This window comes from Thauera propionica (assembly GCF_002245655.1).
Taxonomy (GTDB): Bacteria; Pseudomonadota; Gammaproteobacteria; order Burkholderiales; family Rhodocyclaceae; genus Thauera; species Thauera propionica.
Window position 1 is genome coordinate 205,057 of record NZ_NOIH01000003.1, and the last position, 26,461, is coordinate 231,517.

At 65.3% G+C, this 26,461-nt stretch carries 28 protein-coding genes; 5 read left to right on the forward strand and 23 right to left on the reverse strand.

From position 1 onward, the window contains the following. Positions 1–48 precede the first annotated feature (48 nt). From aroB to CGK74_RS02375, 7 genes are all read right to left on the reverse strand, one after another. A complete protein-coding gene (gene aroB / locus CGK74_RS02345) occupies positions 49–1,131 on the reverse strand; it encodes a 3-dehydroquinate synthase (RefSeq protein ID WP_094266912.1) in 1,083 nt (360 codons plus the stop codon). Next, on the reverse strand, positions 1,119–1,649 hold the full coding sequence (locus CGK74_RS02350) for a shikimate kinase (protein WP_094266913.1): 531 nt from the start codon (positions 1,647–1,649) through the stop codon (positions 1,119–1,121). The genes aroB and CGK74_RS02350 overlap by 13 nt, the downstream gene beginning before the upstream one ends. 86 nt (positions 1,650–1,735) lie before the next feature. Then, on the reverse strand, positions 1,736–3,886 hold the full coding sequence (locus CGK74_RS02355) for a type IV pilus secretin PilQ (protein ID WP_206186156.1): 2,151 nt from the start codon (positions 3,884–3,886) through the stop codon (positions 1,736–1,738). Beyond that, complete coding sequence (locus CGK74_RS02360) at positions 3,883–4,404, reverse strand: pilus assembly protein PilP (RefSeq protein WP_094266914.1); 522 nt, start codon at positions 4,402–4,404, stop codon at positions 3,883–3,885. Before CGK74_RS02360 ends, CGK74_RS02355 begins: the two co-directional genes overlap by 4 nt. Then, on the reverse strand, positions 4,401–5,078 hold the full coding sequence (locus CGK74_RS02365) for a type IV pilus inner membrane component PilO (protein ID WP_094266915.1): 678 nt from the start codon (positions 5,076–5,078) through the stop codon (positions 4,401–4,403). The genes CGK74_RS02360 and CGK74_RS02365 overlap by 4 nt, the downstream gene beginning before the upstream one ends. After that, positions 5,075–5,680 (reverse strand): PilN domain-containing protein, encoded by a 606-nt coding sequence (locus CGK74_RS02370; protein ID WP_094266916.1) that lies wholly within the window; start codon positions 5,678–5,680, stop codon positions 5,075–5,077. The genes CGK74_RS02365 and CGK74_RS02370 overlap by 4 nt, the downstream gene beginning before the upstream one ends. Beyond that, complete coding sequence (locus CGK74_RS02375; protein ID WP_094266917.1) at positions 5,677–6,753, reverse strand: pilus assembly protein PilM; 1,077 nt, start codon at positions 6,751–6,753, stop codon at positions 5,677–5,679. The genes CGK74_RS02370 and CGK74_RS02375 overlap by 4 nt, the downstream gene beginning before the upstream one ends. A gap of 177 nt (positions 6,754–6,930) precedes the next feature. On the opposite strand from CGK74_RS02375, the gene CGK74_RS02380 reads away from it, so the two are divergent. Further along, complete coding sequence (locus CGK74_RS02380) at positions 6,931–9,348, forward strand: penicillin-binding protein 1A (RefSeq protein ID WP_094266918.1); 2,418 nt, start codon at positions 6,931–6,933, stop codon at positions 9,346–9,348. A gap of 4 nt (positions 9,349–9,352) precedes the next feature. Here the strand turns inward: CGK74_RS02380 and cyaY are convergent, their stop codons facing one another. Continuing rightward, on the reverse strand, positions 9,353–9,679 hold the full coding sequence (cyaY, locus tag CGK74_RS02385) for an iron donor protein CyaY (RefSeq protein WP_094266919.1): 327 nt from the start codon (positions 9,677–9,679) through the stop codon (positions 9,353–9,355). 45 nt (positions 9,680–9,724) lie between these two features. Between cyaY and lptM the strand changes: the two genes are divergently transcribed. Then, positions 9,725–9,904 carry an LPS translocon maturation chaperone LptM gene (gene lptM / locus CGK74_RS02390; RefSeq protein ID WP_240498600.1) on the forward strand — a complete coding sequence of 60 codons (180 nt, stop codon included), beginning with the start codon at positions 9,725–9,727 and terminating at the stop codon, positions 9,902–9,904. Further along, the gene (lysA, locus tag CGK74_RS02395) at positions 9,901–11,181 is read left to right on the forward strand and encodes a diaminopimelate decarboxylase (protein ID WP_094266921.1); all 1,281 of its coding nucleotides are present in this window, start codon (positions 9,901–9,903) and stop codon (positions 11,179–11,181) included. Before lptM ends, lysA begins: the two co-directional genes overlap by 4 nt. A 22-nt stretch (positions 11,182–11,203) precedes the next feature. Here lysA and CGK74_RS02400 read toward each other — a convergent pair whose 3' ends face one another. Next, positions 11,204–11,545, reverse strand: a complete 342-nt coding sequence (locus CGK74_RS02400) for a hypothetical protein (protein WP_094266922.1) — start codon at positions 11,543–11,545, stop codon at positions 11,204–11,206. Positions 11,546–11,596: 51 nt separating this feature from the next. On the opposite strand from CGK74_RS02400, the gene dacB reads away from it, so the two are divergent. Further along, positions 11,597–13,138: a D-alanyl-D-alanine carboxypeptidase/D-alanyl-D-alanine endopeptidase gene (dacB, locus tag CGK74_RS02405; RefSeq protein ID WP_420823164.1), complete on the forward strand. Its 1,542-nt coding sequence runs from the start codon at positions 11,597–11,599 to the stop codon at positions 13,136–13,138. Between the two features lie 13 nt (positions 13,139–13,151). Here the strand turns inward: dacB and CGK74_RS02410 are convergent, their stop codons facing one another. From CGK74_RS02410 to CGK74_RS02455, 10 genes are all read right to left on the reverse strand, one after another. Continuing rightward, positions 13,152–13,565 (reverse strand): DUF4870 family protein, encoded by a 414-nt coding sequence (locus CGK74_RS02410; RefSeq protein WP_094266923.1) that lies wholly within the window; start codon positions 13,563–13,565, stop codon positions 13,152–13,154. A 136-nt stretch (positions 13,566–13,701) separates the two neighbouring features. Continuing rightward, a complete protein-coding gene (gene ubiD, locus CGK74_RS02415) occupies positions 13,702–15,192 on the reverse strand; it encodes a 4-hydroxy-3-polyprenylbenzoate decarboxylase (protein WP_094266924.1) in 1,491 nt (496 codons plus the stop codon). A 103-nt stretch (positions 15,193–15,295) separates the two neighbouring features. Continuing rightward, entirely contained in the window at positions 15,296–16,120 is an 825-nt protein-coding gene (gene pyrF, locus CGK74_RS02420; RefSeq protein ID WP_094266925.1) for an orotidine-5'-phosphate decarboxylase, read from the reverse strand. A 40-nt stretch (positions 16,121–16,160) separates the two neighbouring features. After that, positions 16,161–17,042 (reverse strand): 4-hydroxybenzoate octaprenyltransferase, encoded by an 882-nt coding sequence (gene ubiA / locus CGK74_RS02425; protein WP_094266926.1) that lies wholly within the window; start codon positions 17,040–17,042, stop codon positions 16,161–16,163. Continuing rightward, on the reverse strand, positions 17,039–17,608 hold the full coding sequence (locus CGK74_RS02430) for a chorismate--pyruvate lyase family protein (protein ID WP_094266927.1): 570 nt from the start codon (positions 17,606–17,608) through the stop codon (positions 17,039–17,041). The genes ubiA and CGK74_RS02430 overlap by 4 nt, the downstream gene beginning before the upstream one ends. 196 nt (positions 17,609–17,804) lie before the next feature. After that, entirely contained in the window at positions 17,805–19,862 is a 2,058-nt protein-coding gene (gene recG, locus CGK74_RS02435; RefSeq protein ID WP_094266928.1) for an ATP-dependent DNA helicase RecG, read from the reverse strand. A gap of 117 nt (positions 19,863–19,979) precedes the next feature. Continuing rightward, entirely contained in the window at positions 19,980–20,360 is a 381-nt protein-coding gene (locus tag CGK74_RS02440) for a RidA family protein (RefSeq protein ID WP_094266929.1), read from the reverse strand. A 72-nt stretch (positions 20,361–20,432) separates the two neighbouring features. Further along, the gene (gene fliW / locus CGK74_RS02445) at positions 20,433–20,876 is read right to left on the reverse strand and encodes a flagellar assembly protein FliW (RefSeq protein ID WP_094266930.1); all 444 of its coding nucleotides are present in this window, start codon (positions 20,874–20,876) and stop codon (positions 20,433–20,435) included. A gap of 38 nt (positions 20,877–20,914) precedes the next feature. Next, positions 20,915–21,511: an SPOR domain-containing protein gene (locus tag CGK74_RS02450; RefSeq protein ID WP_094266931.1), complete on the reverse strand. Its 597-nt coding sequence runs from the start codon at positions 21,509–21,511 to the stop codon at positions 20,915–20,917. Next, positions 21,508–22,050, reverse strand: coding sequence for a DUF2802 domain-containing protein (locus CGK74_RS02455; protein WP_206186157.1), 543 nt, complete (start codon positions 22,048–22,050; stop codon positions 21,508–21,510). The genes CGK74_RS02450 and CGK74_RS02455 overlap by 4 nt, the downstream gene beginning before the upstream one ends. A gap of 149 nt (positions 22,051–22,199) precedes the next feature. Here CGK74_RS02455 and CGK74_RS02460 point away from each other — a divergent pair, with 149 nt between their 5' ends. Then, positions 22,200–22,982 carry a YdcF family protein gene (locus CGK74_RS02460; RefSeq protein ID WP_094266932.1) on the forward strand — a complete coding sequence of 261 codons (783 nt, stop codon included), beginning with the start codon at positions 22,200–22,202 and terminating at the stop codon, positions 22,980–22,982. A gap of 57 nt (positions 22,983–23,039) precedes the next feature. On the opposite strand, the gene CGK74_RS02465 is transcribed toward CGK74_RS02460, so the two are convergent. From CGK74_RS02465 to CGK74_RS02480, 4 genes are all read right to left on the reverse strand, one after another. Then, positions 23,040–23,840: an enoyl-CoA hydratase/isomerase family protein gene (locus CGK74_RS02465; RefSeq protein ID WP_094266933.1), complete on the reverse strand. Its 801-nt coding sequence runs from the start codon at positions 23,838–23,840 to the stop codon at positions 23,040–23,042. Positions 23,841–23,943: 103 nt separating this feature from the next. Further along, the gene (gene nqrF / locus CGK74_RS02470) at positions 23,944–25,167 is read right to left on the reverse strand and encodes an NADH:ubiquinone reductase (Na(+)-transporting) subunit F (protein ID WP_094266934.1); all 1,224 of its coding nucleotides are present in this window, start codon (positions 25,165–25,167) and stop codon (positions 23,944–23,946) included. Positions 25,168–25,182: 15 nt separating this feature from the next. Continuing rightward, entirely contained in the window at positions 25,183–25,791 is a 609-nt protein-coding gene (nqrE, locus tag CGK74_RS02475) for an NADH:ubiquinone reductase (Na(+)-transporting) subunit E (RefSeq protein ID WP_020690580.1), read from the reverse strand. A gap of 1 nt (position 25,792) precedes the next feature. Next, entirely contained in the window at positions 25,793–26,461 is a 669-nt protein-coding gene (locus tag CGK74_RS02480; RefSeq protein WP_094266935.1) for an NADH:ubiquinone reductase (Na(+)-transporting) subunit D, read from the reverse strand.

Consider the following 26,461-nt stretch of genomic DNA (forward strand, 5'->3'; position numbering starts at 1 on the left):
CGAATCAGGAATCGGCCAACCCGCGGGCGGCGCACCTGCATGCTGGCCTCAGCGACAGCGCGCTTCGATGGCCTTGGAGATCTCGGCCGGTGACGCGTCCGCGTGGATAACGCCCTGCCCCAGCGAACGCAGCAGGATCAGCCGCAGTCTGCCTGCCTCCACCTTCTTGTCGTGCGCCATCAGATCGAGATAACGCTCGACGCCCAGCTTCGGTCCATATACCGGCAAGCCTGCGCGTTCGAACAGCGCGGCGACACGGGCGACGTCGACCTCGCTCAGCCAGCCCAGGCGCCGCGAAAGTTCGACCGCCATCATCGTACCTGCCGCGACCGCCTCGCCGTGCAGCCACTCACCGTAGCCAAGACCCGTCTCGATGGCATGTCCGAACGTATGACCGAGGTTGAGCAAGGCGCGCTCGCCCCGCTCGGTCTCGTCGGCCGCCACAACCTCGGCCTTGTTTCGGCACGAGCGCTCGATCGCGTGCGCCAGCGCATCCGGCTCGCGTGCCACCAGGCGCTCGAGGTTCCCTTCGAGCCAGCCCAGGAACTCGGCGTCCCGTATCAGGCCGTACTTGATCACTTCCGCAAGCCCTGCCGAGAGTTCGCGCCCAGGCAGGGTGTTCAGCGTCTCGATGTCGGCCAGCACCAGCCTCGGCTGGTAGAAAGCGCCAATCATGTTCTTGCCTAGCGGGTGATTGATCGCGGTCTTGCCACCTACCGACGAGTCCACCTGGGCAAGCAAGGTGGTCGGGATCTGGATGAAGGGCATTCCGCGCTGATAGCACGCCGCCGCAAAACCGCCCATGTCGCCGACGACCCCGCCGCCGAGCGCGATCAGCGTCGTCGAACGCTCGCAGCGTTCAGCCAGCAATACGTCGAAGATACGGTTGAGTGTCGCCCAGTCCTTGTGCGCCTCGCCATCGGGCAGGCTGACGGCGCTCACCTGCACACCCGCGGCCTCTAGCGCGCTGCACAGGCGGTGGAGATAGAGCGGCCCGACTACGTCGTTGGTCACGATGGCGACCCGCCTGGTCTTGAGGTGCGGCAGGACCAGATCAGCGCGATCGAGCAGGCCACGACCGATGTGGATCGGGTAGGCGCGATCGCCCAGTGCAACGTTCAGGGTACGCATGGCGTTTTCTTAAGTTTCTGCAGCGCGTTTTCGATCATTCGCACCATCGCGCCCGGATTGCCGCGCCCTCCCTCCACGATGACGTCGGCCACCTCACGATAGAGCGGGTCACGCACAAGGTAGAGCTCCTCGATGCGCTGGCGCGGATTCTCCACCTGCAACAATGGACGGTTGCGGTCGTGGCGGGTGCGCTCGAACAAGACCTGAGGCGGAACGTTGAGATAGATGACGATGCCTCGTTCACGCATCAGATCGCGATTCTCCGGCGTCATCACGACGCCCCCGCCCGTAGCGACGACGATATCGGATTCGCGGGTAAGCTCGTCCATCATCTGGGTCTCGCGGCGGCGAAATCCGGCCTCGCCTTCGATCTCGAATATCGTCGGCACGCTTACCCCCGTCCGCGCCACGATCTCATGATCGCAATCGGCGAACCGGACATTGCGCCTGCGCGCAAGCTCCTTGCCAACGGTGGTCTTGCCGGCCCCCATCATGCCGATCAGTATCAAGCAGGTCACGCGCGAATCGCCGGAAGTCCAGATGAAAAAGGGCGGGCACCCTCTCGGGATGCCCGCCCCTACATTGTATCAGCAGGCTGAAGGACTTACCGCAGGGTCAGCGCATCAGCGACGATACGCGGCGTGATGAAGACCAGCATCTCGCGACGCTCGGAGTTCTTCATGTTGGTCTTGAACAGATGACCGAGCACGGGGATATCACCCAGCAGAGGAACCTGTTCCGTCGTGCTGGTATCAGTCTCTTCGTAGATACCACCGATCACGACGGTGCCGCCGTTCTCGATCAGGACCTCGCTCTTGACCTTTTTGGTATCGATCGCCGGGCCTGCGCTTGTATCCTCGCCGCGCGAATCCTTGTTCACTTCGATCGACAGTTGCAGACGACCGTCCGGGGTGATCTGCGGCTTGACCTTCAGCGACAGCACAGCCTTCTTGAACGAGGTACTCGTCGCGCCGGAACTGCTGGCCTCCTGGTACGGGATTTCGGTACCTTGCTCGATCAGCGCTTCCACCTGATTGGCAGTCAGCACTCGCGGACTCGAGACCAGGCGAATACGCCCATCCGTCTCCTGTGCAACCAGTTCGAGGTTCAGGAAGCGAGTCAGGCTGCTGTTGAAGAGCGTCAGATTGAGATTGCCATATCCGCTCGTCAGCGCACTCGAACCACTGGTCGCACTCTCGCCAACACGGCGGATGATGGAGTTGATCGGAGCATTCGGACCCGTCGTGGTGTTGCCGCTTGAATCCACCGAACCGAACTCGGAACTACCGAAGCCGAGCCGACCTCCGTTCCCGATATGCCGGTTGGTACGATCGCCGTACCCGAGGCGAACACCGAGGTCACGCGAGAAGGTCTTGTTGGCTTCGACGATACGAGCCTCAATCAGCACCTGCCTCGGCGCAATATCGATCTCCTGCACAAGCCGTCGCAGAGACTGCAGCCGCGACGCCACGTCGGTCACGAACACCTTGTTGCTGCGCTCATCGACGACCACGCTGCCGCGCTTGGACAGAATGGTCTGATCCTTGCTCTTGAGGAAATCGAAGATCTCCTTGGCCTTGTGATAGTTGATCTGGAAGCTTTCGGTCGCAAGCGGCTCCAGGTCATTGATCTGCTGCTTGGCCTCGAGTTGGAGTTTCTCTCGAGCGGCGAGTTCGTCGCCCGGTGCGATCCAGATCACATTGCCGTTCTTGCGCATATCCAGGCCCTTGGCCTGAAGAATGATGTCTAGCGCCTGATCCCACGGCACATCCTTCAGGCGCAGGGTAAGACTACCCTGAACGGAGTCGGACGTAATGATGTTGAAATTGGTGAAATCGGCGATGACCTGCAACACCGAACGAACATCGATGTTCTGGAAATTGAGCGAAAGCTTCTCACCCTGATACTGGCCACGCGTACCCTGGACCAACTTGTTTGGATCCTCGACGACGCGCTTGACCTCGAGCACGAACCGGTTGTCGCTCTGATAGGCGTTGTGCTCCCACAAGCCGTTGGGCGTCACCGTCAGACGAACCTTGTCGCCCATCTGCTGCGCCGACATCGACGTGACGGGCGTACCGAAATCGGTGACATCGCTGCGACGACGCAAATGCTCGGGAAGCGAGGCGCCGAGGAAGTCCACCACGATATTTCCGCCCTGCTGGCGGATGTCGATGCCGGTATCGGGACTGCCGAGGTCGACAACAACCCGGCCTTCGCCATCCCTGCCACGGCGGAAATTGACATCGCGGACTCCTTGTCCGATCGCTACGAGCGAACGCGACGCAGCGAAATTTCCCTGCGCCTGCGCCACGACGCTACCCTGCATTTCCTGCACGCTGGTCGGGCGGATGGCGATCACCACACTACGGCCATCGACACTGACCTCATGGGGATTCATCTTGACCAGATTCAGCACGACACGCGTACGGTCGCCCGCTTGGACGATGTTGGCGCTGCGCAGATCGCCCTGCTCGATCGTCTGGCTTGTGCGCCCCAGCGCATTGCCGGTTGCCGGAAAATCGAATGCAATGCGCGCCGGATTCGCCACGCTGAAGCTCGGCGGCGGCGCACTCATCGGCTCCCGCATCGTCAGGCGGACGTAAAGCGTACCCCCCTGCTCGGCAACCTCCAGACCTTCGATCTGGTTATCCATAGCCTGCACCTGCGCGGCATCCTGCGCAAGTGCGACGGGCGCGGGCGCTATGCCCGCGATAGCGGCTGCCAGAAGCAGCATTCCGATGCGGTGTTTCATTTTCCGGCCTCCTGCCGCTCCTGCAATGTCAGCGAACTGGTCCGCTCGACCCAATCGCCATGCACGTCTTCGACGAGTTCCTTCAGCGTCACTTCGTTCTCACTGATCTTTGTAACGACACCGAAGTCCTGTCCCATGTGATTTCCAACCTTCACCTGATGGAGGTTCTTGCCGGCCAGCACCAGCGCGTGGGAGTTCCGCCCTTGGATCAGTACGCCCACCATGCGCAAGGACTCGAGCGGATAGGCCTCGAGAGGCTCCTTGCGCCGCTCCATGTCCGGGCGCAGCGCAGTGTTTGCCGCGCGCTTCTCAACCTCCATCCGTCCCGTACGGAACGGATCGTCCCCAGCCGCCCCGTCGTAGGAAACTACAGGGAAAGGTTTGATCTCCGGCAAAGGCTTGACTGAACCACGCATAGCCCTTGCCTGCTCGCCCATCCAGGCCTGAATGTCCTGCTGCTCGCCGCCCGAGCAACCGGCGACGAGGACGGCGCAAGCGACGAAAGCCGCCTTGTTCATCGTTTCTTCCCCTTCGCAGCCTTGGCAGCCTGTCGTTGTTGCGCCAACTCCTCTTCGTCGAGATAGCGATAGGTAACGGCCTTGGCTTCCAGTTTCAGACGACCATCCTTTTCGGTGCTCATCGCGACGTTGTTGAGCGTGACGATCCGCGGCAACCCCGCGACGTCGCTCGCAAATTCGCCGAGCTCGTGGTACCCACCGGTCACCCGAATGTCGATGGGCATCTCCGCATAGAACTCCTTCACGAGGTTCGCGCCCGGCTTGAACAGCTCGAACTGCAAACCCCGCCCGAGACCCGCCTGGTTGATATCAGCAAGCAGCGAATCCATCTCTGCCCGGTTGGGCAGTTGCTTGAGCAAGGCCCCGAACTGCCGGTCGATTTCCGCCAGCTGCCGTTTGTGCTCCTCCAGATTCACCGCCTGGCGTTTCTTGCCAACCCAGCTATCGCGCAACTGCTGCTCTTCTGCCTCGCGCTGGGTGAGCGTAGCCGCCTGATCCTGCCAGTCGAACCACCAGAACGCGCCAAGAGTGGCAGCGAGCAAAGCGAGCATGACCGCAACGCGAGGAGCCAGCGGCCACAAGCCGGGATCACTCGAATCGAGCCCCTTGAAGTCCCTGACCAGACGCTGAAAGTCGAACTTTCGCACCGTCTTCTGACTATCCACCGCCTTCATTTACGCGCCCCCTTGCCCTTGGCCGCAGGCGCCGGCTTTTGTTGAGCCGCTTCTTCGGTCTTGGGTCGCTCAATGTTGATCCCGAGCGTGAACTCGCTGACCCGTCGCCCCTCGACAGTCGACGCCTTGACCTCCACCAGCGTAGGCCGCTCGAGGAAAGGGGACTCGTCCAGATTCCGCATCAGATGCGACACCCGAGCATTCGACTGGGCGTAACCGATCAGGGTTACGCGCGCGCCCGCCTGCTTCACCGATTTCAGATAGACGCCCTCGGGCATGCCCTTGGCGAGTTCGTTGAACAGATGCACGGCTTCTGAACGCGTCCCCTGCAGCGACTCGATGACCTGCTTGCGCGCAAGCAAGGAATCAATCTGCTCCTGAAGACGGCGGATTTCGGCGATTTCCTGATCGAGCTTGGCAATTTCGGTCTTGAGGAAGGCGTTTCGGGCCTCCTGCCGTTCGATGTAGCCCGCGTAGACCGAATGAACGATGAAACCGACCAAGGCGCCAATGACGACCATCGCCACCGAGAGACCATAGAACTGTTGCTTGCGCAGCTTTCGCTTCTCGGCACGGTGCGGAAGCAGGTTGATCCGTATCATGCGTCGAACCTCCGCAGGGCGAGACCGCAGGCCACCATCAGCGAAGGCGCATCAGCCAGCAGATTCTTCGGCCGCACCTTGGAAGAAACGGTCATGCCGACGAATGGGTTGCCGATGATGGTCTCGACCTGGGTGCGAGCCGCCACCACCTCGGCCAGCCCGGGCATGACGGCGCAGCCCCCGGCAAGAACAAGGTGATCGACCTGATTGTATTGAGTGGAAGTAAAGAAGAACTGCAGCGCCCGCGATACCTCGAGCGCGAGGCTGTCCATGAAGGGGCGCATCAACTCGCGCGCGTACGTGTCAGGCAGTGCCCCCGCACGCTTGGCCGCCTCAGCCTCATCAACACTCATGCCGTACTGCCGCGCGATGTCCTGGGTCAGTTGATTGCCGCCGAACGCCTGTTCCCGCGCATACACCTGCTGACGATTGCGGAATACCGTGACATTCATGACATTGGCGCCGACATCGACCAAGCCGATGACCTTGTCTTCTCCGCCATTGGGCAACTGCCGACTGACAAGCTCGAGCGCCGACTCGATCGCCAGCGACTCGACATCGATCACGGTCGCCTTCAGGCCTGCCGCCTGCGCCACCGCAACGCGGTCCTCGACCTTGTCCTTGCGGGAGGCCGCGATCAGCACCTCGAGCTCGTCGGGATTGCCCGGCGCCGGGCCGATGACCTGAAAGTCCAGGTTAACCTCGTCGAGCGCAAAAGGAATGTACTGATTCGCCTCCGACTCCACCGAAAGCTCCATTTCCTGCTCGCGCAACCCGGCGGGCAGGATGATCTTCTTGGTGATGACGGATGAAGCAGGCAAGGCCATCGCGACGTTGCGCACACCCGGACCGAACCGGCGCAAGGCACGCTTCACGGCATCGCTCACTGCCTCGAGATTGGCGATATTGCCATCCGTGACGGCGTCACGCGGCAGGGGCTCGATGGCATAGCGCTCGACTTTGTAACCTTCCTTGTCCCCCCCGGCAAGCTCGACAAGCTTAACGGATGAAGATGAGATATCGAGCCCAGCAAGCTGGCTTGCAGCAGCGCCGAAAAAGGGGAGTTCAATCACAAAGAAAGTCCTTACATTTCTTTATGTTACGAGTCAAAGCTGACTTTTGTCATGAAATGCTATCAACAAGACCCGATACATGTAAAGGGAACTGTTTCACAACTAACGACTGGAAACAGCATCTCTGAAGGGCATCCCGTATAATGCGCGCCCAATTGACATCATTGTGGACTGCTGATGCGCTGGGTCCTTTATCCGGTCGCGGCGCTACTGGCGCTCGCAATTCTCGGCCTGGCGACACTCGCGGCGGTGTCGCTCTTCGCCTGGCCGAACCTCCCCTCCCTTGACTCGCTGACCGACTACCGGCCGCGTGTTCCGCTGCGAGTATATACGGCAGATGGGCATTTGCTGGGAGAGTTTGGCGAAGAGCGGCGTGATGTAGTTCGCATAGCCGAGGTCCCTTCGGTGTTGAAGCATGCGATCCTCGCAGCGGAAGACGAGCGTTTCTACGAGCATGCGGGCGTTGATCCCATTGGCATTGCGCGGGCGGCACTGGCCAACTTGACGTCCGGCGGCCGCGGCCAAGGCGCCTCCACCATCACCATGCAGGTGGCGCGCAACTTCTTCCTTACGCGCGAAAAAACCTACAATCGCAAAATTTACGAAATTCTGCTCGCACTCAAGATCGAGCATGAGCTCAGCAAGGACCAGATCCTCGAGCTCTACATCAACCAGATCTATCTGGGGCAGCGGGCCTATGGCTTCGCTGCCGCGGCCCGCGCCTACTACGCGAAGACGCTTGACGCACTTACACTGTCCGAAGCTGCGATGCTCGCGGGGCTACCCAAGGCGCCATCGGCCTTCAACCCGATCGTGAACCCGGCGCGTGCAACCGTGCGACAGCAGTACGTGCTGCGCCGCATGCTCGAGGCTGGATTCATCGGACGCGACGCCTTCGAAGAGGCGATTGCGGTGGCAACACCCACTCGAAGTCAGCGCGACACGAGTGTTGCGCGAGCACAACAAGACAACAGCATTCATGGCGAATATGTCGCCGAGATGGCTCGTCAGATCGCGGTCGAGCAGTTTGGCGACCAAGCCTATGAGTTGGGCATCCGGATCGTGACGACGATCACGCGCAAGGATCAGGAGGCCGCCTATGCGGCACTGCGCAAGGGCGTGCTCGACTACGACCGACGCCATGGCTATCGTGGCCCGGAAGCATTCGTCGACCTGCCGCAGAATGGCGTCGGCGACGAGCGCCTCGATGAAGCCCTGTCCGACGTCAGCGACCACGATGACCTGCTGGCCGCACTGGTCCTGCAGGCCTCCCCCAAGGCCGTGACGGTCTATCGCCGTGGCAAGGAGATCACGATCAGTGGCAACGGATTGCGCTTTGCCGCACCGATGCTCGCCGAGAAGGCGCCGCAGACAAGGCGCATCCGCCGCGGCGCGATCATCCGGATCCGCGACGCGGGCGACAAGACCTGGGAGATCGCGCAGCTGCCCGATGTGCAGGCTGCCCTGGTATCGGTCGACCCGAAGGACGGCGCGGTACGCGCCCTGGTCGGCGGCTTCGACTTCGCCCGAACGAAGTTCAACCACGCCACCCAGGGACAGCGCCAGCCAGGATCGAGCTTCAAGCCGTTCATCTACTCGGCTGCACTCGAGCGCGGCTACGGGCCCGGACACGTGGTCGCCGACGATCCGCTCTACTTTCCTGCCGGCGTGACAGGTAGCCAGGCGTGGGAGCCGAAGAACTACGACGGCAAGTTCGGCGGGCCGATGACCGTGCGCGACGCCCTCGCGCGCTCGAAGAACCTGGTGTCGATCCGTCTGCTGCAGGACATCACCCCAGTGTTCGCCCAGGATTACGTCGGGCGCTTCGGTTTCGACTCGGCCAAGCACCCGCCCTACCTGACGATGGCGTTGGGCGCCGGCAGCGTCACGCCATGGGAGATGGCCTCGGGCTATTCGGTCTTCGCCAACGGTGGATTCCGCATCGACCCCTACATCGTCAAGGAGATCTACGACGGTAACGGCCGCCTGGTCGCGCGCACCGATCCGCCCGTGGCTGGACAGAGTGCGCCACGCGTGCTCGATCCGCGGAACGCCTGGCTGATGGACTCGATGATGCAGGACGTAGTGCAACGCGGCACCGCGGCACGCGCGCGCAGCCTCAAGCGCAACGACCTGGCAGGCAAGACGGGCACCACGAACGACTATCTGGACGCCTGGTTCTGCGGCTACAACCCGGACGTCGTCGCCATCGCCTGGGTCGGCTACAGCCAGCCGCGCAATCTCGGTCGTGGCGAGACCGGAGGCGCCGCAGCGCTACCGATCTGGATCAACTACATGAGCAAAGCGCTGGAAGACAGCCCGGAAGTACAGCGTCCGCGCCCCAACGGTCTCGTCCAGATCCAGGCCGGCGACGGCAGCCGGATGGATTACCAGTACGCGGAGTACGAGCCGCCGGAACCTCCGCTCGCCCCCGACTGGCTGCGGAACATGTTTGCCTCCGATGACCAGAGCCCTGCGCTCGAGGCACCGGAAGAGGCTATCCCGCCGGCCCCCATCCCGGTGAGCCGCCCGATTCCCGCAGCGCAAGCGCCGGCGCCGGTCGAAGACCGCATGCCGGTGCCGATCCGACGCTGACAAGTCAGTCGCTACGGACCAGGCTGACGGTCTCGCCGGCCTGGTCGCTGACGAGTGCGGCCAGCATTGCCCACAGTTCGTCCCCACCACGCGTATTCACCCAGCGCCCCTGCTCGTGGCGGAAGTGAAATCCGCCGGAGCGGGCAGCCACCCAGATCTCACGGGCGGCGCTATGGCGATTGACGATCATCTTGCTGCCGTTGTCGAACTCTATCTCGAGGATCCCGCCGGGCTTGGGTTCGATGTCAATGTCGGCGCCGCACGCCTCCAGCGCGTTCTCGATGCGCGCGAGCTCGTCCTCTGCCAGCGCGTTGAATGCGGACTCTTCCATGCGGATTCCTTCTGTTAGCATTCCGGTTTTTATCGAATGACGGCGATGCGAGCCAAAATTACCGCAATCGCGCTTGCCTGCGCGCTCCTGTCGGCCTGCGGCATCAAGGGCCCGCTCTACCTGCCTGCCCCCAAGACCGGCACGCCCGGTCCGGCGGCACCGGGCGCCGATCATAGCAAACCCGTCCTGCACCCGGACCCGTTCTCCGACCGCGAGCTCCAATGACCGATTCGACCAACACCGCCGGCACCCTGCCGACGCCGACGCTGCATGCCGAAAGCGGCATGCTGACCCTTGAGGGCCTGCCGCTGACGCAGGTCGCCGAGCAGTTCGGCACCCCGACCTACGTCTATTCCAAGGCCGCGCTGACTTCGGCCTTCGAGGCCTGGAGGCAGGCACTCAGCGGCCGCAAGGCGCTGGTCTGCTATGCGGTGAAGGCCAACTCGAACCTCGGCATCCTGTCCGTCTTCGCCCAGTTGGGTGCGGGCTTCGACATCGTCTCGGGCGGCGAACTGGCCCGCGTGCTGGCGGCCGGCGGCCGTGCCGACCGAGTCGTGTTCTCTGGCGTGGGCAAGACCCGTGACGAGATGTGCCAGGCCCTGCTGGCGGGCATCCGCTGCTTCAACGTCGAATCGGCGGCCGAACTGGAGCGCCTCGACGCCGTTGCAGGCGAACTCGGCAAGACCGCGCCGATCGCCCTGCGCGTGAATCCCGACGTCGACCCCAAGACGCACCCGTACATCTCCACCGGGCTCAAGGGCAACAAGTTCGGCGTCGCCTTTGCCGACGCCCAGTCGCTCTACCGCCGCGCAGCGGCGCTGCCCAACCTGCACATCGCGGGCATCGCCTGCCACATCGGCTCGCAACTGCTCGACCCGGCGCCGGTGGCGGAGGCCGCACAGAAACTGGCGGATCTGGTGGATCGTCTCGCCATCGACGGCATCGTGCTCGAGCACATAGACCTCGGCGGGGGACTCGGCATTCGCTACCGCGACGAAACGCCGCCGAGCGTGGCGCAATATCTTGCGCCGCTGCTGAAGGTCTTCGAAGGCCGCAAGGAAGAGCTCTGTTTCGAACCCGGTCGATCGCTGGTTGGCAACGCAGGGCTGCTGCTGACCCGTATCGAATACCTCAAGCCCGGCGAAACCAAGAACTTCGCCATCGTCGACGCAGCCATGAACGATCTCGCCCGCCCGGCCCTGTACGACGCCTGGCACGAAGTGGTCGAGGTCGTCGGTCGCGAGGTTCCCACACAGGCCTACGATATCGTCGGCCCGATCTGCGAGAGCGGCGACTTCCTCGCTCGCGGGCGCGAACTGGCCGTGGCCGAAGGCGATCTGCTCGCGATCCTGTCTGCCGGCGCCTACGGCATGACCATGAGCTCCAACTACAACACCCGCCCACGCGCCGCCGAAGTGATCGTCGATGGCGAGCAGGCCCATTTGGTCCGGGCGCGTGAATCCGTTTCGGCGCTGTTCGCCGACGAGAAACCACTGGGCTGAATCGAGCCCGGGGCGGGCGACCTCAGGCGCCCGCCTCCTCCAGCTTCTCGGATTCCTGGTACAAGGCGCGGCCGAAGGCCTTCCATGCCCGGCCGCCACTCGTATGCACGCCGATCTGCGCGCTCTGGCGCATCGTGTTCAGCATCAGCTCCGACAACGCGAACAGCTCGCCAGTGAGCTTGTCCTGCCGGACCGGGCTGCGCAGCAGGCGCACGACGCAACCGGGGTCGCAACTCAGCGCCTGTCGTGCCAGCTCACGCAGCCGCGCCTGATCGTCCCAGTCGAGGCCCAAGGCCAATCCCCGCTTGTAGATCTCGCGCTCCAGCTCATCGGCCGTGCGCGCATAATGCCCAAATCCGCTCATTTCAAAGCCCCCGCGACCACGCCGGAAAGTACCTTCCCGACGACCACACCCATGCATCCGAACGGGCGATCTTCTTGTTTACGACTTACATTCTACAGACGCGAGAGAGCCGATTTGTCGCACTGCATCAAACGACTGTGCCGTAGTGCACTATCGCGGTGTCTTCGGCTCGCACTTTGCACCGCCTTCGGTAGCCTTTCGCTTTTCGCCTTCCCTGCTGCGGGGGACGACGCACTGCCACCCGCAGTCCGACTCGCCCTCGGATCGGCCCAGATTCCAGACAGTGCGGTTTCTGTGTGGGTGCAGCCGGTCGATGCACCCGCTCCCAGCCTGAGCGTTAACGCGCGTGCGGGTATGAACCCGGCCTCGGTGATGAAGCTGGTGACCGCCTTCGCCGCCTTCGACCAACTCGGCCCAACCCACACATGGAGCACCCGTGTCGCCAGCGACACTACCGTGTCGCAAGGCGTCCTCACCGGCAACCTGTATGTCGTCGGCAGCGGCGACCCGGCACTGGACAAGGACCGGGTCGGCAAGCTCCTGCGCCGCCTCCGCGGACTCGGCATCGAGCGCATCGCGGGCGACATCGTGCTCGACGGCTCGGTGCTGCAACTGCCGCCCCACGACCCCGACGCCTTCGACGGACGCGGCCTGCGGCCCTACAACAGCGGCCCTCACGGTCTGCTGATGCATTACAACACGCTGGAACTGGCGCTCTTTCCCGGTCGTCAGCCGAACGAAGCGGTTACGGTCCTCGCCGAGCCGCCCCTGGCGGGCGTGGTGGTCGACAACCGTCTCGTCACCTCGGCTGCAGGATGCGACGTGTGGTACCGCGACCTCGAGGCGCGCATCGAACCGGGCCCCCGCCTGGTGCTGAGCGGCAGCCTGCCGGCGGCCTGCGGCCCTCGCACCTGGAGCGCGGCGCCGCTGGCGCCGGCCGAATTCGGTGCTGCGCTCGTCGCGGCGCTGTGGGCCGAGGCCGGCGGACGCCTGGACGGCCAGGTTCGGAGCGGCCTGACGCCGGCAAGCGCGCAGACCCTGCTCACCCACGAATCGCCGCCGCTTGCCGACATCGTGCGCGACATGAACAAGTGGTCGAACAACGTCATCGCACGCCAGTTGCTGGCCAGCCTCGGCACGACGTATCAAGGCGAAGCGGCCGAGGCGCGGGACATGGTGACACTTGGCGCCCGTGCAACCGCCGAGCGGCTCGCCACAGCGGGGCTGCCCGTGGACAGCCTCGTCATCGAGAACGGCGCCGGGCTATCGCGTATCGAACGCGTCCCCGCCGAAACCCTCGGCCAGATGCTGCTGCTCGCATGGCAGCGGCCGTGGATGCCGGAATACATCTCGGCCCTGCCCGTTGCCGGACTCGATGGCACCGCCCGCCGCCGACTGCGCAACAGTCCGGCCAGCGGCCAGGCACACATCAAGACCGGAACGCTCAACGGCGTGCGCGCGATCGCCGGCTACGTCCTCGACCGCAACAGCCGCCGCCACGTGGTGGTGATGATGGTGAACCACCCGGAGGCCGGCGCCAGCGCATCAGCGCAGGACGCGCTGCTCGAATGGGTATGGGGCGCCCAGCCCTGACGCCAGATACAACTCAGTCCATCGGCAAGGCACGCCGCCCGATCAGGGCGAGCCAGCCGCGCACCACGCGATACAGCACCCACAGCCCGGCCACGCCGATCAGCAACAGCGCGAACGGAATGCCGATTACGGTCAGCGCCAGCAGGACAGCGACGGCAATCCACAGCACGGCGAACCAGAAGGTGCGGATCTGCCAGCGGAAGTGGCTCTCCAGCCAGGTCCCCCGCACTGCCGCCTGATTCCAGTAGTTCAGGATGATCGCTGCGATCGACGGCAGGCTCGCGACGAAGCTGCCGATGATGGTCGCGGAGCCGACCACACCGGTGAACACGGCGAAGGCATGCAGTGCATAGATGAGATGCGTGACCGTGACCATGTTCTCGGAGGGCTGGCCGGCTTGCAGCGGTGCGGGAACGGGGTTGCTCATCGTTTTTCCTCAGGACGCGGGAGCGATCGACCGAAACGGCGATCTCCCTGATGACGAACGCTTCGACCCACAGGGTGCCACGCCGTTCCGCCGCGGCGCAACATGGATCACAAGTATGTGCGGCGTGACAGCGGGGTCAGAGCCCCAGCTCGCCCCACATCGCATCGACCTTCGCCTTCACCGTAGCGTCCATGACGATCGGCGTTCCCCACTCGCGGTTGGTCTCCCCCGGCCACTTGTTGGTGGCGTCCAGCCCCATCTTGCTGCCGAGGCCGGCGACCGGGCTGGCGAAGTCGAGATAGTCGATCGGCGTGTTATCGACCAGCGTGGTGTCACGGGTGGCGTCCATGCGCGTGGTCAGCGCCCAGATCACTTCCTTCCAGTCGCGGATGTTCACATCCTCATCCACCACGATGATGAACTTCGTGTACATGAACTGGCGCAGGAAGCTCCAGATGCCGAACATCACGCGCTTGGCATGACCCGGATACTGCTTGCGGATGCTGACTACAGCCAGGCGGTAGGAGCAGCCCTCGGGCGGCAGGTAGAAATCGACGATCTCGGTGAACTGCTTCTGCAGCAGCGGCACGAAAACCTCGTTGAGCGCCACACCCAGCATCGCCGGCTCGTCGGGCGGCTTGCCGGTGTAGGTGCTGTGGTAGATCGGGTCGCGGCGCATGGTGATGCGCTCGATGGTGAATACCGGGAAGTCGGAGACCTCGTTGTAGTAGCCGGTGTGGTCGCCGTAGGGGCCCTCGGGCGCCATGTCATTCGGGTGAATGACGCCTTCGAGCACGATCTCGGCCGAGGCCGGCACCTGCAGGTCGTTGCCGATGCACTTCACCAGCTCGGTCTTGGCCCCGCGCAGCAGGCCGGCGAACTGGTATTCGGAGATCGAATCCGGCACCGGCGTCACCGCACCGAGAATCGTCGCCGGATCGCAGCCCAGCACCACCGACACCGGGAAAGGCTCCCCCGGATGCGCGCGCTGGTGCTCGAGGAAGTCGAGCGCGCCGCCACGGTGTGCCAGCCAGCGCATGATCACGCGGTTGCGGCCGATGACCTGCTGGCGGTAGATGCCCAGGTTCTGCCGCTTCTTGTGCGGCCCGCGCGTCACCACCAGGCCCCAGGTGATCAGCGGCGCGGCATCGCCCGGCCAGCAGTGCTGGATCGGCAGCTTCGCCAGATCGACCTCGTCGCCCTCCCACACCACCTGCTGGCAGGGCGCGGAGCGAACTTCCTTCGGCGCCATGTTGAGCACCTGCTTCAGCACCGGCAGCTTCTCCCAGGCGTCCTTCAGGCCCTTAGGCGGCTCGGGCTCCTTCAGGTAGGCAAGCAGCTTGCCGACTTCGCGCAGCGGTGTGCTCCAGTTGCCGTCGGCGACATCCTCGCCCATGCCCATCGCTACCCGCTGCGGGGTGCCGAAGAGGTTGGCGAGCACCGGAATGGACTGCTGCACGCCCTTCGTCACCGGCTTCTCGAACAGCAGGGCCGGGCCGCCGGTGCGCAGCACGCGGTCGGCGATCTCGGTCATCTCCAGGTGGGTATCGACCGGCACCGCGATGCGCTTGAGTTCGCCGCGCGCCTCGAGCTGGGTGATGAAGTCGCGCAGGTCGTCGTATTTCATTCGGGCGTCTCGTGTTGGATGCGTGGCATGGGCGGGCGAGGCATGGGACGTTAATTGACGCGCCCGCCAGCGCGAAGTTGCAGTCGCGCGCGAACAGGCGTGGTCAGCGATGGGCGTTGATCGCGTCACGGGTGTCGAGCGCCACCTTGCGCGCGGCCTCTGCGAAATCCTCGTCCTTGCCGGCATACAGCACCGCACGCGAGGAGTTGATCATCAGACCGCCCCCCTTCGCCGTGCGCCCCGCCACGAGGGTCGCGGCGATGTCGCCGCCCTGGGCGCCGATCCCCGGCACCAGCAAGGGCATGTCGCCGGTCAGCTCACGCACGCGCGCGATCTCGGCCGGGAAGGTCGCTCCCACGACCAGGCCGCAGTTGCCGCTGGCGTTCCAGTCCTCGGCCACGGTGCGCGCGACATGCTCGTAGAGCTTCATGCGCCCCTTGGGCGTATCGACTTCCAGGAACTGCAGGTCCGAGCCGCCCGGGTTGGAGGTGCGGCACAGCAGGATCACACCCTTGTCCGGGTAGGCCAGGTAGGGATCGACCGAGTCGCGGCCCATGTAGGGATTGACCGTGATCGCGTCGGCCTTGAAGCGCTCGAAGGCTTCGATGGCGTACTGCTCCGCGGTGCTGCCGATGTCGCCGCGCTTGGCGTCGAGGATGACCGGGGTGTCGGGATGCGCCGTGTGGATGTGCTCGATCAGCGCCTCGAGCTGGTCCTCGGCGCGATGGGCGGCGAAGTAGGCGATCTGCGGCTTGAAGCAGCACACCAGGTCGGCCGTGGCGTCGACGATGGCCTTGCAGAATTCGAGGATGGCGTCGGGGCACCCCTGCAGGTGAGCGGGAAACTTGACGGGATCGGGGTCGAGGCCAACGCACAGCAGGCTGTTGCGCTGCTGCCAGGCGGCCTCGAGGGCGGTCATGAAGTGCATGTCAGGATCCAGAAAATGCGCAGAAAGGTCGGCTGCCGGCTCAGGCCCGGCGCAGCAGGTCGTCGATGAGGAGCCCGGCGAACACGGCGGCGCCGAACCAGTTGTTGTGGCGGAAGGCCTTGAAGCAGTTCGCACGATCGCGCTCGCGGATCAGCGTGTAGTGGTAGCCGGCGATCCCTCCCGCGACGAGCAGGCCGGCGAACCAGGCCATGCCGCGGTCGGCCGCGACACCGATCGCGGCGAGCAGGCCGAGCGTGATCGCGTAGCACAGCATCACCGCGGCGACGTCGAAGCGGCCGAAGGTGATGGCCGAGGTCTTGATGCCGATCTTGAGATCGTCGGGCCGGTCGACCATGGCGTACTCGGTGTCGTAGGCGATCGCCCAGAATACGTTGGCAAGCAGCATCACCCAGGCCACAGGCGGCACCTCGGCGAGAATCGCGGCAAAGCCCATCGGGATGCCGAAGCCGAAGGCGATGCCGAGGTAGCCCTGCGGAATGGCGAAGAAGCGCTTGGTGAAGGGGTAGCTGCCGGCAAGGAACAAGGCCGGCAGCGACAGCCAGATGACCAGCGCGTTCAGCGGCAGGATCAGCAGGAAGGCCAGCAGCGACAGTGCGCCCGCCAGCAGCAGCGCCTCGCGCGTGCCGACCGCACCCGTCGCCAGCGGGCGGTTGCGGGTGCGCTCGACATGGCCGTCGAAGTCGCGGTCGGCGTAGTCGTTGATGACGCAGCCGGCCGAGCGCATCAGGAAGGTGCCGATCACGAAGATCACCAGCACATGCAGCGGCGGCCAGCCCTCGGCGGCGAACCACAGCGCCCACAGCGTCGGCCACAGCAACAGCAGCGTGCCGATGGGCTTGTCGATCCGCATCAGGCGGGCGTAGTGCGGCAGCTTGTCACTGAGGCTCATCGTGTCGGTCATCGGGGCAGATCGAAAATCGCGGGCAGGAAGAACTCGCTGACCATCAGCGCGCGGTCGTGACGATGGAACAGCGAACGGCGCCCCCACAATTCGCGCGGCACAAGCACGGAAGGCGCGTGTGCGGCCAAGGCAGCGCGGGCCCGATGATAACGCGCATCGCGTGCATCGAGCCGTACGCAGGCGAGCGGCGCACGCGAGATGGCCGGATCGGCGAACAAGGCAGCCCCCAGCGGCCGGGCGCCGAAGCCGTGAAAGAGATTCCACGCCCCGCGCACATGCCCGCGGGGCAAGAGCGTGCGGGCAAACACCACAGGGCGGCGGTCGGCGAGCAACAGCACTTCGCGCACCCAGACCCGCTCGCCGGGGCGCAGGCCGAGCAGCTTCGCCTCGTCGGGCACGGCCGAGGCGAGCCCCTGGCACAGCAGGTTCACGCTGACGCGCTCACAGCGCGCGCGGATCCTCGCGGTCAGCGACGACGGGTCGGTGAGCCAGGGGATGAGGTGGGACGGCGTGCGGGCGCGCGGCGGGGCGGCCAGCCAGGTTTCGCTAGGAGGACGGATCAGCATGCTTGGTCGTCAGGACGAGGCCGGATTGTACTCGCGGCATCCCTGAGCGAGGGGACCCACAGGCGTGAGCAGGCTTCCACCGTCGGGAGGGGTGGGCATTCGTTCCGAAGGCTGCGGAACTCGCTGCGCTCGGACAGTCCTCGCCTTCTCCACGAACGCCCACCCCTCCCGACTGCCTCATTGCGGCGTTGTACGGTCACGCGCGCAGCAAGGCTTCCCGCCCTCCAAGCCAGCGCTTCATCAGGCGCTCGCTCGCCTCGGGCATTTCGCGCAGCATGCGCTCGGCCCATTCGCGTGCCGGATCGATAAGGTCGGTGTCGTCCTCGAGACTCGCATAACGCAGCAAGGGCAGTCCGCTCTGGCGCGCACCGACGAACTCGCCAGGGCCGCGGATGCGCAGGTCGGCGCGGGCGATCTCGAAACCGTCGGTGTTCTCGTAGATCACCTTCAGGCGCTCGCGGCCGGTCTGCGACAGAGGCTGGGCGTAGATCAGGATGCAGACGGACTCGGCACTGCCGCGCCCGACGCGGCCGCGCAGCTGATGCAACTGGGCGAGGCCGAAGCGCTCGGCGTGCTCGATAACCATCAGGCTGGCGTTGGGGACATCGACGCCGACCTCGATGACGGTGGTGGCCACCAGCACGTCGAGTTCGCCCGTGGAAAAGGCCTTCATCGTGGCGGATTTCTCGTCGGCCTTGAGGCGGCCGTGCACCAGGCCCACCCTGAGTTCCGGCAAGGCTGCCACCAGCGTCTCGAAGGTCTCGACTGCGGTCTGCAGTTGCAGCGCCTCCGACTCCTCGATCAGCGGGCACACCCAGTAGGCCTGACGGCCGCCCAGGCAGGCCTGCCGCACCCGCTCGACGACCTCGTCGCGGCGGGCGTCGGACACCAGCTTGGTGCGGATCGGCGTGCGCCCGGGTGGCAACTCGTCGAGCACCGAGACATCGAGGTCGGCGTAGTGGGTCATCGCCAGGGTGCGCGGGATCGGTGTGGCCGACATCATCAGCATGTGCGGGCGCCGGCCCGCCTCGCCCTTCTCGCGCAGCGCGAGGCGCTGGCGCACGCCGAAGCGGTGCTGCTCGTCGACCACCGCCAGCGCCAGACGCGGCAGCGTCACCGGATCCTCGATCAGCGCATGGGTGCCCACGGCCAGCAGCAGCTCGCCGCTGCGCAGGCGTTCGAGTTCGGCCTCGCGCTCGCGCTTCCTGCGGCTGCCCGACAGCCAGGCCACCCCGATGCCGAGCGGCGCGAGCCAGTCGGACAGCTTGCGCCAGTGCTGCTCGGCCAGGATCTCGGTCGGTGCCATCATCGCCGCCTGCCAGCCGTTGTCCACCGCCTGCAGCATCGCCAGCGCCGCGACCAGGGTCTTGCCGCTGCCGACGTCGCCCTGCAGCAGACGCTGCATCGGGTGCGGGGCGGCGAGGTCGGCAGCGATCTCTGCCACTGCACGGGACTGCGCACCGGTCGGGCGGAAAGGCAGGCTGGCCAGCAAGGCCGCAGTCAGCTCGCCGCGGACCGGCAGAGGCACGGCCTGGCGGGCCCGCCGGGCGTTGTAAGCGCGGCGCAGCGACATCTGTTGCACCAGCAGTTCCTCGAACTTGATGCGGCGCCAGGCCGGATGTTCGCGCAGCTCGAGCGCCGCGGGGTCGGCATCGGGTGCGGGGTGGTGCAGCGCGCGCAGGGCCTCACCAAAGCCCGGCAGCCCGAGGCCGCGACACGCCGCCACGGGCAGCGGATCGTCCAGCATCTCGCTCGCGAGCGCGCGGTCGATGAGCTTGCGCAGCGTGGCCTGGCCCACGCCCGCGGTGGTCGGATAAACCGGCGTCAGCGCGTTCGGCAGGGCTTCATCCGCCTCCACCACGCGGACCCGGGGGTGGATCATCTCGTCGCCGAAGAAGCCACCCCGCACCTCGCCGAACAGACGCACGCGGCGCCCGCTTGCAAGCTGCTTCTGCTGCGAGGGGTAGAAGTTGAGCCAGCGTGCGACCAGCGTTCCGGACGCATCGGCAATGCGTACGACGAGTTGCCGGCGTGGGCGCAGCACGATCTCGCTCGACTGGACCTCGCCTTCCACCTGCACGGCAAATCCTGGTCGCGCGGCCGCAATCGGGGTCAGGCGCGTCTCGTCCTCGTAGCGCAGCGGCAGGTGAAGCAGCAGGTCCTGCGGCCCGCGGATGTCGAGCTTCGCCAGCAGGCCGGCAAGCTGCGGGCCGACACCGGGCCAGCCGCGCGCAGCCGGCGCGGCATCACGCACCGCTGCGTTGGCGACGGACTCGGCAGGCGTCGAGGCGGCCGATCGGGGGGAACGGGGCACGGAAACGCATGGGACGCTGCAGGCGCAGCATCCCTTGCTCAGGCAGACTTCGCGGAATCAGCCGAGCACGATGGTGAGGTCGGCCTCGACCAGCGCGCCACGGGGCAGTTCGCGGACGCCCACGGTGGCGCGGGCCGGATAGGGCTCGGCGAAGTAGCGCGTCATCACCTCGTTGACGATGCCGAAGTTCGACAGGTCGGTCAGGTAGATCGTGATCTTGACGACGTCGGCGAACGACGCCCCTGCGGCCTCGGCCACCGCCTTGAGGTTGTCGAACACGCGCACGGCCTGGGCCTCGACACCGTCGACCAGTTGCATGCTGACGGGATCGAGCCCGATCTGGCCGGACAGGTAGACCTGGTTGCCGACCTTGACGGCCTGCGAATACGGGCCGATCGCGGCCGGTGCGTTGGGCGTGGAGATGATGGTGCGGGCCATGGCGAAAACCTCTGGGTGCGAAAGGCCCGCATTGTAAACCGCGACTGCCCGCCTGCGGCCGCGCGGCAGGATTCAGTCCTGCTGGCGCAGCGTGATGTCGCAGCCCATGCGGCCGATGACCTTCTGCAGTCCGCGACGCGCCCGCGTATTGATCACCAGCGGCGCCATGAAGTTGGCGCTCAAGCCGGCCGAGGCCGGATTCGCGTCCGCCCCCTCCTGCGCCCGCACGATGACCGCAACGGCGAGATCTTCCTGATTCTGGAGCTGCAGCAGTTCGGTCTCGGCGTCGGTCAGGACGAACTCGAGATTGACGCCCAGGCGGGCCGGTGGTGTGACCGAGAAGCCGACTTCGGGATCATCCGCGCACTGCAGCAAGAAGACGTCCGGCTCGCGCCCTTCCTCATGCACGAGGGCAAAACGGCGGCAGGCCTCGAAGCCGGGCAGCCCCTCGGGAAACTCGATGATGAGGTCGTCAGCAATCTCTGCGCTGCCGAATTCGGGGCTCTTGATCTTCATGGTGCGACTCCTCAAGGTGGAAGGTTTCTTTACCCGGTTCAGGGTTTCTTGCGTGCGGGCGGCAACAGCATACCGGCTTCATGGCCCGCCTTGCGCAAGGCCGCCTGGGCCTTCTCCGCCGCGGTACGGTCGGCGAAGGGGCCGAGCACGACCCGGCTCTGGATCGTAGCCGGCAACCCTTTTGCAGCGAGCTCGCGCTGATAGGCGGCGGCATTCGCCGGATCGCCGAACACGCCGAGCTGAATGCGGAAGCCGTCAGCAGGGGCAGGCGGAATGGCTTGTGGGACAGGCAGCGGCGCAACGGGCACCGCGGGCACAATGGGAGCCTCTGGCGCGCGGTCGGTTGCAGGCGCGGCGGGTTGCACAGGGTCCGGGGGGCCGCCCTGTTCCGGCTGCGCGGCGGCCGGCACGCGCGGCGCCGGAGCTGCCGGCGGGAGGACGGCGATCGCCGACGCTGCCGGCTGCATGCCCACCTGGCCTTTGCCAGCGCCGGCCCCGACGCGCTCCGGCACGGCCCCCTGCTGCTCCAGCACCAGCGCCACGACGAGCAGCAGGCCCGCCAAGACCAAGGCCACGCCCGCGCGCTTCAGGGCTTGGTTGCGCTGCCTGCGCAGCGGATCGTCCTGCGTACTCATCGTTGGGCGCCTCCACTGCGTGCGAGCGAGAGCACGAGTTCGGCCTCGGCCACGGTGATGCCACAACGCGCAGCGATCTCCTCGGCAGACATGCCCTGCTCGGCAAGGCGCAGCGATTCGCTGTACTCGGGCGACACGCCGCTGGCACCCGCGCCAGCGTCCTCGAGCTGCGTGCGCAGGCCCGCAACCTCGAGCTGCAGGGCATCTATCTCGGCATGTTGGCGCGACACGAGTGCCCGCAACTCGGCTACCTCCCGCCGCAGGTGGCGGGCCTCGAGTTCGAGTTGAAAACTTTCCGGTGAGCGCTCCGGCACAGGCTGGGGCGCTACTGGAGGGGGTGATACCGGACCCGGCCGGAGCTCGGGGGCGTAATCGAAGCCGTCGTCCTCAGCGCCATCGTCATCGACCACCGTTGCCTTCGGTGCGCCCGTTGCACGCGACGGCGTGCGCCGCGCGACGATCAGCGCGCGCAGCAGTTGCCAGGCGGCAAAGCCGACGCACAATACCACCAGCAGCCACAGGAGCTGACGCAAGCTCACCACCTCTTCCTCGCCGACAAACGTCGACCGGGGCCTGGATGCCGGAAGCCCACGGTCGTCTGCGTTCGAGAAGGAAGGGTCATGGACACGGGTGGGCACGAGTGAATTGGCCCGATAATACTGTCCGCCCCTGCCGACGACAAACCAAGATGGATTTTTCCCTCCCTGCCCTACTGTTCTGGCTCAAGAAGCTGCTCGCCGCGGCCATCCTGCCGCCACTGCTGCCACTGCTACCGGTGGTCGTCGGCCTGCTGTTGCTGCGTCGCCACCCGCGCCTGGGGCGAGCGCTGGCATGGGGCGGAATCGCGCTCAACCTGCTGCTGACCCTGCCGGCGAGCGTCGGCTGGCTGGCGAAGCAACTTGAAGACCCGCAACCCCTGTCGATAGAGGCGGCCACAGCGGCGCAGGCCATCGTGGTCCTTGGCGCAGGGCGGCGCGACTATGCGCCTGAATACGGCGGCGAGACCCTGAACCGCCTCGCGCTCGAGCGGGTCCGCTACGGCGCCCGGCTCGCGCGCACGACAGGCCTGCCACTGCTCGTCAGTGGCGGTGGCCTCGCCGGCGAGACCGCCGAAGCGGTCCTGATGAAATCCGCACTCGAGGAAGACTTCGGCCTGTCCGTGCGCTGGGCCGAGGTCGGCTCGCGGGACACGCGCGAGAACGCGCTCTTCTCGGCGCAGATCCTGCGTGATGCGGACGTGCGCCACGTGCTCCTCGTCACCCACGCCATGCACATGCCTCGCGCGCAGGCGGCATTCGAAGCAGCGGGAATGATCGTGACTCCTGCGCCGACCGGATGGCTCGCGGACCATGGCGAGCCATCCGGCGAGCATTTCCTGCCCGGCCAGCTCCCAAATGCGAACAGCGCCTATACCGGCTGGTTCGCGGTGCACGAGGCGATCGGACGACTGGCCTACCGCCTGTCGCAATGACCGCCCGTGCAGCCGACTTCAGTCGCCAACGTCAGGCGCCAACATCAGTCGCCGAAGTCAGCGCCCGCCGAACGACGGCGCACGTTTTGCCAGGAAGGCCGTAACGCCCTCGGCAAAATCGTCGGCGGCTGCGCAGCGCGCAAAGGCTTCCGCCTCGCTCTGCAGCTGCGATTCGAGCTGGTTGTCGTGCGAAGCCGTGAGCAGGCGCTTGATCTCGCCGTAGGCGTGCTGCGGCCCAGACAGCAAGCGACTCGCCAGTGCCGAAACCTCGTCGTCGAGCCGGTCGAGGGGCGCGACGCGGTTCACCAGCCCCAGGCGGAGCGCCTCGGCGGCATCGAAACGCTCGGCCAGCAACAGCAACTCGGCCGCCTTGCGCCGGCCGACGATGCGGGGCAGGAAATACGATGCGCCACCGTCACCCGACAGCGCGATCGAGGCATAGGCGGTGGTGAACTTGGCGTTGTCCGCACAGATCGCGAGGTCGCAGCCCAGCATCAGCGACAGGCCGAAACCGGCGCATGCGCCACGCACCTTTGCGATCACCGGCTGCGGCAGGCTCTGCAGGATCTCCACGGTGGGGTTGATGTGCTGCACGATCAGCGCCTTGAATTCCGCCAGACGCGCTTCGCGCGACAGATGCAGCTGGCCCGCGAAGTCCTTCAGGTCGCCACCGGCCATGAAATGGTCTCCCGCCCCCTGCACGACGACCACGCCGTAGTCCTTGCGCGCCGCAAGTTCGCGCGCGGCCGCGGCCAGGTCGGGCATCATCGCGATCGACAGGGCATTGAGCGCCTGCGGCCGGTTGAGCGTCAGGGTGGCGATGCCATCGGTGACATCGAGCAGAACGGTATCCGCCATCGGGAAATCCTCCAGAAAAAATGCCCGCCATGCGCACGGGCGCAACAGCGGGCATTCTGACACGGCGCGCGGCGCGCCCCGTGGTGTCGCGTGGCCCCGGCCTTCAGCCGCCGAAGTCGTCGAGCATGATGTTCTCGCGCTCGACGCCGAGATCCAGCAGCATCTTGATCACTGCCGCGTTCATCATCGGGGGGCCGCACATGTAGAACTCGCAGTCCTCGGGGGCCGGATGGTCCTTGAGGTAGTTCTCGTACAGCACGTTGTGGATGAAGCCGGTGTAGCCGGTCCAGTTGTCCTCGGGCAGGGGGTCCGACAGCGCGAGGTGCCACTTGAAGTTCGGGTTCTCGGCGGCGAGCTTGTCGAACTCCTCGACGTAGAAGGCTTCGCGCATCGAGCGCGCGCCGTACCAGAAGCTGATCTTGCGCTTGCTGCTCAGGCGCTTGAGCTGGTCGAAGATGTGCGAACGCATCGGTGCCATGCCCGCACCGCCGCCGATGAAGACCATCTCGTTGTCGGTGTCGCGGGCGAAGAACTCGCCGAACGGACCATACACCGTGACCTTGTCACCCTTCTTGAGGTTGAACACCCAAGAGGACATCTTGCCCGGCGGAATGTCGTCACGGCCCGGTGGGGGCGACGCGACGCGGATGTTGAACTTCACCACGCCCTTCTCGTCCGGGTAGTTCGCCATCGAGTAGGCGCGGATCACGGTCTCGTCCACCTTGGAGACGAAGCGCCACATGTTGAACTTGTCCCAGTCGCCGCGATACTCGTCCTGGATGTCGAAATCCTTGTAATTGACGACGTGTGGCGGGCACTCGAGCTGCACATAGCCGCCAGCGCGGAAGTGGACGTCCTCGCCTTCGGGCAGGCGCAGCGTCAGTTCCTTGATGAAGGTGGCGACGTTGGGGTTGGACTCCACCGTGCATTCCCACTTCTTCACGCCGAAGACTTCTTCCGGCACCTCGACCTTCATGTCCTGCTTGACCGGGGTCTGGCAGGACAGGCGCCAGCCTTCCTTGGCGTCGCGCTTGGTGAAGTGCGATTCCTCGGTCGGCAGCATGGAGCCGCCGCCTTCCTTGACGACGCACTTGCACTGCGCGCAGGTGCCGCCACCGCCGCAGGCCGAGGGCAGGAAGAGCCCGCTTTCGGCCAGGGTCTGCAGCAGCTTGCCGCCGGCCGGGACGGTGATCTTCTTCTCGCCATTGATGTCGATGGTGACGTCGCCGCTGGCCACCAGCCTGGAGCGGGCAACGATGATGAACACGGCCAACGCAAGCACGATGGCGGTGAACATCCCGATGCCGAGTACGATTTCGGTATTCATGTGTTCATCCCGTCCTTAGAGCTGCACGCCGGAGAAGGACATGAAGCCCAGCGACATCAGCCCGATGGTGATGAAGGTGATGCCCAGTCCCTGCAGACCCTCGGGCACGTCGCTGTACTTCAGCTTCTCGCGGATGCCCGCCAGCAGCGCGATCGCCAGCGCCCACGAGGCGCCAGAGCCGATGCCATACACCGTGCTTTCAGCAAGGTTGTAATCACGCTCGACCATGAACAGCGAGCCCGCCATGATCGCGCAGTTCACCGTGATGAGCGGCAGGAACACGCCCAGCGCGTTGTAGAGGCTGGGCACGTACTTGTCGAGCAGCATCTCGAGGATCTGCACGATCGCGGCAATCACGCCGATGTAGGACAGCAGGCCAAGGAAGGACAGATCGACGTCCGGCAGTCCCGCCCACGCCAGCGCGCCTTCGCGCAAGAGGTAGGTGTAGATCAGGTTATTGGCCGGGACCGTGATGGTCTGCACCACGATCACCGCGATACCGAGGCCGATCGCGGTCTCGACCTTCTTCGAGATGGCGATGAAGGTGCACATCCCGAGGAAGAAGGCGAGTGCCATGTTCTCGATGAACACGGCCCGGACGAAGAGGCTCAGATAGTGTTCCATTTCAGTAGGCCTCCTTGGTCACGACCTGCGGCGCCATCTTGAACGCCGGCTTCTCGACCTGGTCCTTCTTCCACGAACGCAGCGCCCATATCAGCAGGCCGATCAGGAAGAACGCGGACGGCGGCAGCAGCAGCAGGCCGTTGGGCACGTACCAGCCGCCATCCTTGGCCAGCGCGATGATCTCGACCCCGAACAGCTTGCCGGCGCCAAACAGCTCGCGGATCACGCCCAGGGTCAGCAGCACGACGCTGTAGCCGAGGCCGTTGCCGATCCCGTCCATGAAGGACAGCAGCGGCGGGTTTTGCATCGCGAACGCTTCGGCGCGCCCCATCACGATGCAGTTGGTGATGATCAGGCCGACAAACACCGACAGCTGCTTGGCGAGGCTGAAGGCATATGCCCGCAGGATCTGATCGACCACGATCACGAGCGAAGCGATGATCACCATCTGCACGATCATCCGGATCGAGCCCGGAATCTGGCTTCGGATCATCGAAATGAACATGCTCGAGAACGCCGTAACCAGCGTCAGCGCAATCGACATCACCAGCGCGGTCTTGAGGTTGGATGTCACCGCGAGCGCAGAACAGATGCCTAGGATCTGCAAACCGATCGGGTTGTTCGCAAAGATCGGGTTGAGTAGGACTTCCTTCATGGTGGGTTTGGACAT

What these genes read in the sequence shown, in the direction of transcription:
- aroB (WP_094266912.1), bottom strand. Translation starts at nt 1,131, where the DNA reads ATGCGTACCCTGAACGTTGCACTGGGCGATCGCGCCTACCCGATCCAC.
- CGK74_RS02355 (WP_206186156.1), bottom strand. Translation starts at nt 3,886, where the DNA reads ATGAAACACCGCATCGGAATGCTGCTTCTGGCAGCCGCTATCGCGGGC.
- CGK74_RS02360 (WP_094266914.1), bottom strand. Translation starts at nt 4,404, where the DNA reads ATGAACAAGGCGGCTTTCGTCGCTTGCGCCGTCCTCGTCGCCGGTTGC.
- CGK74_RS02365 (WP_094266915.1), bottom strand. Translation starts at nt 5,078, where the DNA reads ATGAAGGCGGTGGATAGTCAGAAGACGGTGCGAAAGTTCGACTTTCAG.
- CGK74_RS02370 (WP_094266916.1), bottom strand. Translation starts at nt 5,680, where the DNA reads ATGATACGGATCAACCTGCTTCCGCACCGTGCCGAGAAGCGAAAGCTG.
- CGK74_RS02380 (WP_094266918.1), top strand. Translation starts at nt 6,931, where the DNA reads ATGCGCTGGGTCCTTTATCCGGTCGCGGCGCTACTGGCGCTCGCAATT.
- cyaY (WP_094266919.1), bottom strand. Translation starts at nt 9,679, where the DNA reads ATGGAAGAGTCCGCATTCAACGCGCTGGCAGAGGACGAGCTCGCGCGC.
- lptM (WP_240498600.1), top strand. Translation starts at nt 9,725, where the DNA reads ATGCGAGCCAAAATTACCGCAATCGCGCTTGCCTGCGCGCTCCTGTCG.
- lysA (WP_094266921.1), top strand. Translation starts at nt 9,901, where the DNA reads ATGACCGATTCGACCAACACCGCCGGCACCCTGCCGACGCCGACGCTG.
- CGK74_RS02400 (WP_094266922.1), bottom strand. Translation starts at nt 11,545, where the DNA reads ATGAGCGGATTTGGGCATTATGCGCGCACGGCCGATGAGCTGGAGCGC.
- dacB (WP_420823164.1), top strand. Translation starts at nt 11,597, where the DNA reads ATGCATCCGAACGGGCGATCTTCTTGTTTACGACTTACATTCTACAGA.
- CGK74_RS02410 (WP_094266923.1), bottom strand. Translation starts at nt 13,565, where the DNA reads ATGAGCAACCCCGTTCCCGCACCGCTGCAAGCCGGCCAGCCCTCCGAG.
- ubiD (WP_094266924.1), bottom strand. Translation starts at nt 15,192, where the DNA reads ATGAAATACGACGACCTGCGCGACTTCATCACCCAGCTCGAGGCGCGC.
- pyrF (WP_094266925.1), bottom strand. Translation starts at nt 16,120, where the DNA reads ATGCACTTCATGACCGCCCTCGAGGCCGCCTGGCAGCAGCGCAACAGC.
- ubiA (WP_094266926.1), bottom strand. Translation starts at nt 17,042, where the DNA reads ATGACCGACACGATGAGCCTCAGTGACAAGCTGCCGCACTACGCCCGC.
- CGK74_RS02430 (WP_094266927.1), bottom strand. Translation starts at nt 17,608, where the DNA reads ATGCTGATCCGTCCTCCTAGCGAAACCTGGCTGGCCGCCCCGCCGCGC.
- CGK74_RS02440 (WP_094266929.1), bottom strand. Translation starts at nt 20,360, where the DNA reads ATGGCCCGCACCATCATCTCCACGCCCAACGCACCGGCCGCGATCGGC.
- fliW (WP_094266930.1), bottom strand. Translation starts at nt 20,876, where the DNA reads ATGAAGATCAAGAGCCCCGAATTCGGCAGCGCAGAGATTGCTGACGAC.
- CGK74_RS02450 (WP_094266931.1), bottom strand. Translation starts at nt 21,511, where the DNA reads ATGAGTACGCAGGACGATCCGCTGCGCAGGCAGCGCAACCAAGCCCTG.
- CGK74_RS02460 (WP_094266932.1), top strand. Translation starts at nt 22,200, where the DNA reads ATGGATTTTTCCCTCCCTGCCCTACTGTTCTGGCTCAAGAAGCTGCTC.
- CGK74_RS02465 (WP_094266933.1), bottom strand. Translation starts at nt 23,840, where the DNA reads ATGGCGGATACCGTTCTGCTCGATGTCACCGATGGCATCGCCACCCTG.
- nqrF (WP_094266934.1), bottom strand. Translation starts at nt 25,167, where the DNA reads ATGAATACCGAAATCGTACTCGGCATCGGGATGTTCACCGCCATCGTG.
- nqrE (WP_020690580.1), bottom strand. Translation starts at nt 25,791, where the DNA reads ATGGAACACTATCTGAGCCTCTTCGTCCGGGCCGTGTTCATCGAGAAC.
- CGK74_RS02480 (WP_094266935.1), bottom strand. Translation starts at nt 26,461, where the DNA reads ATGTCCAAACCCACCATGAAGGAAGTCCTACTCAACCCGATCTTTGCG.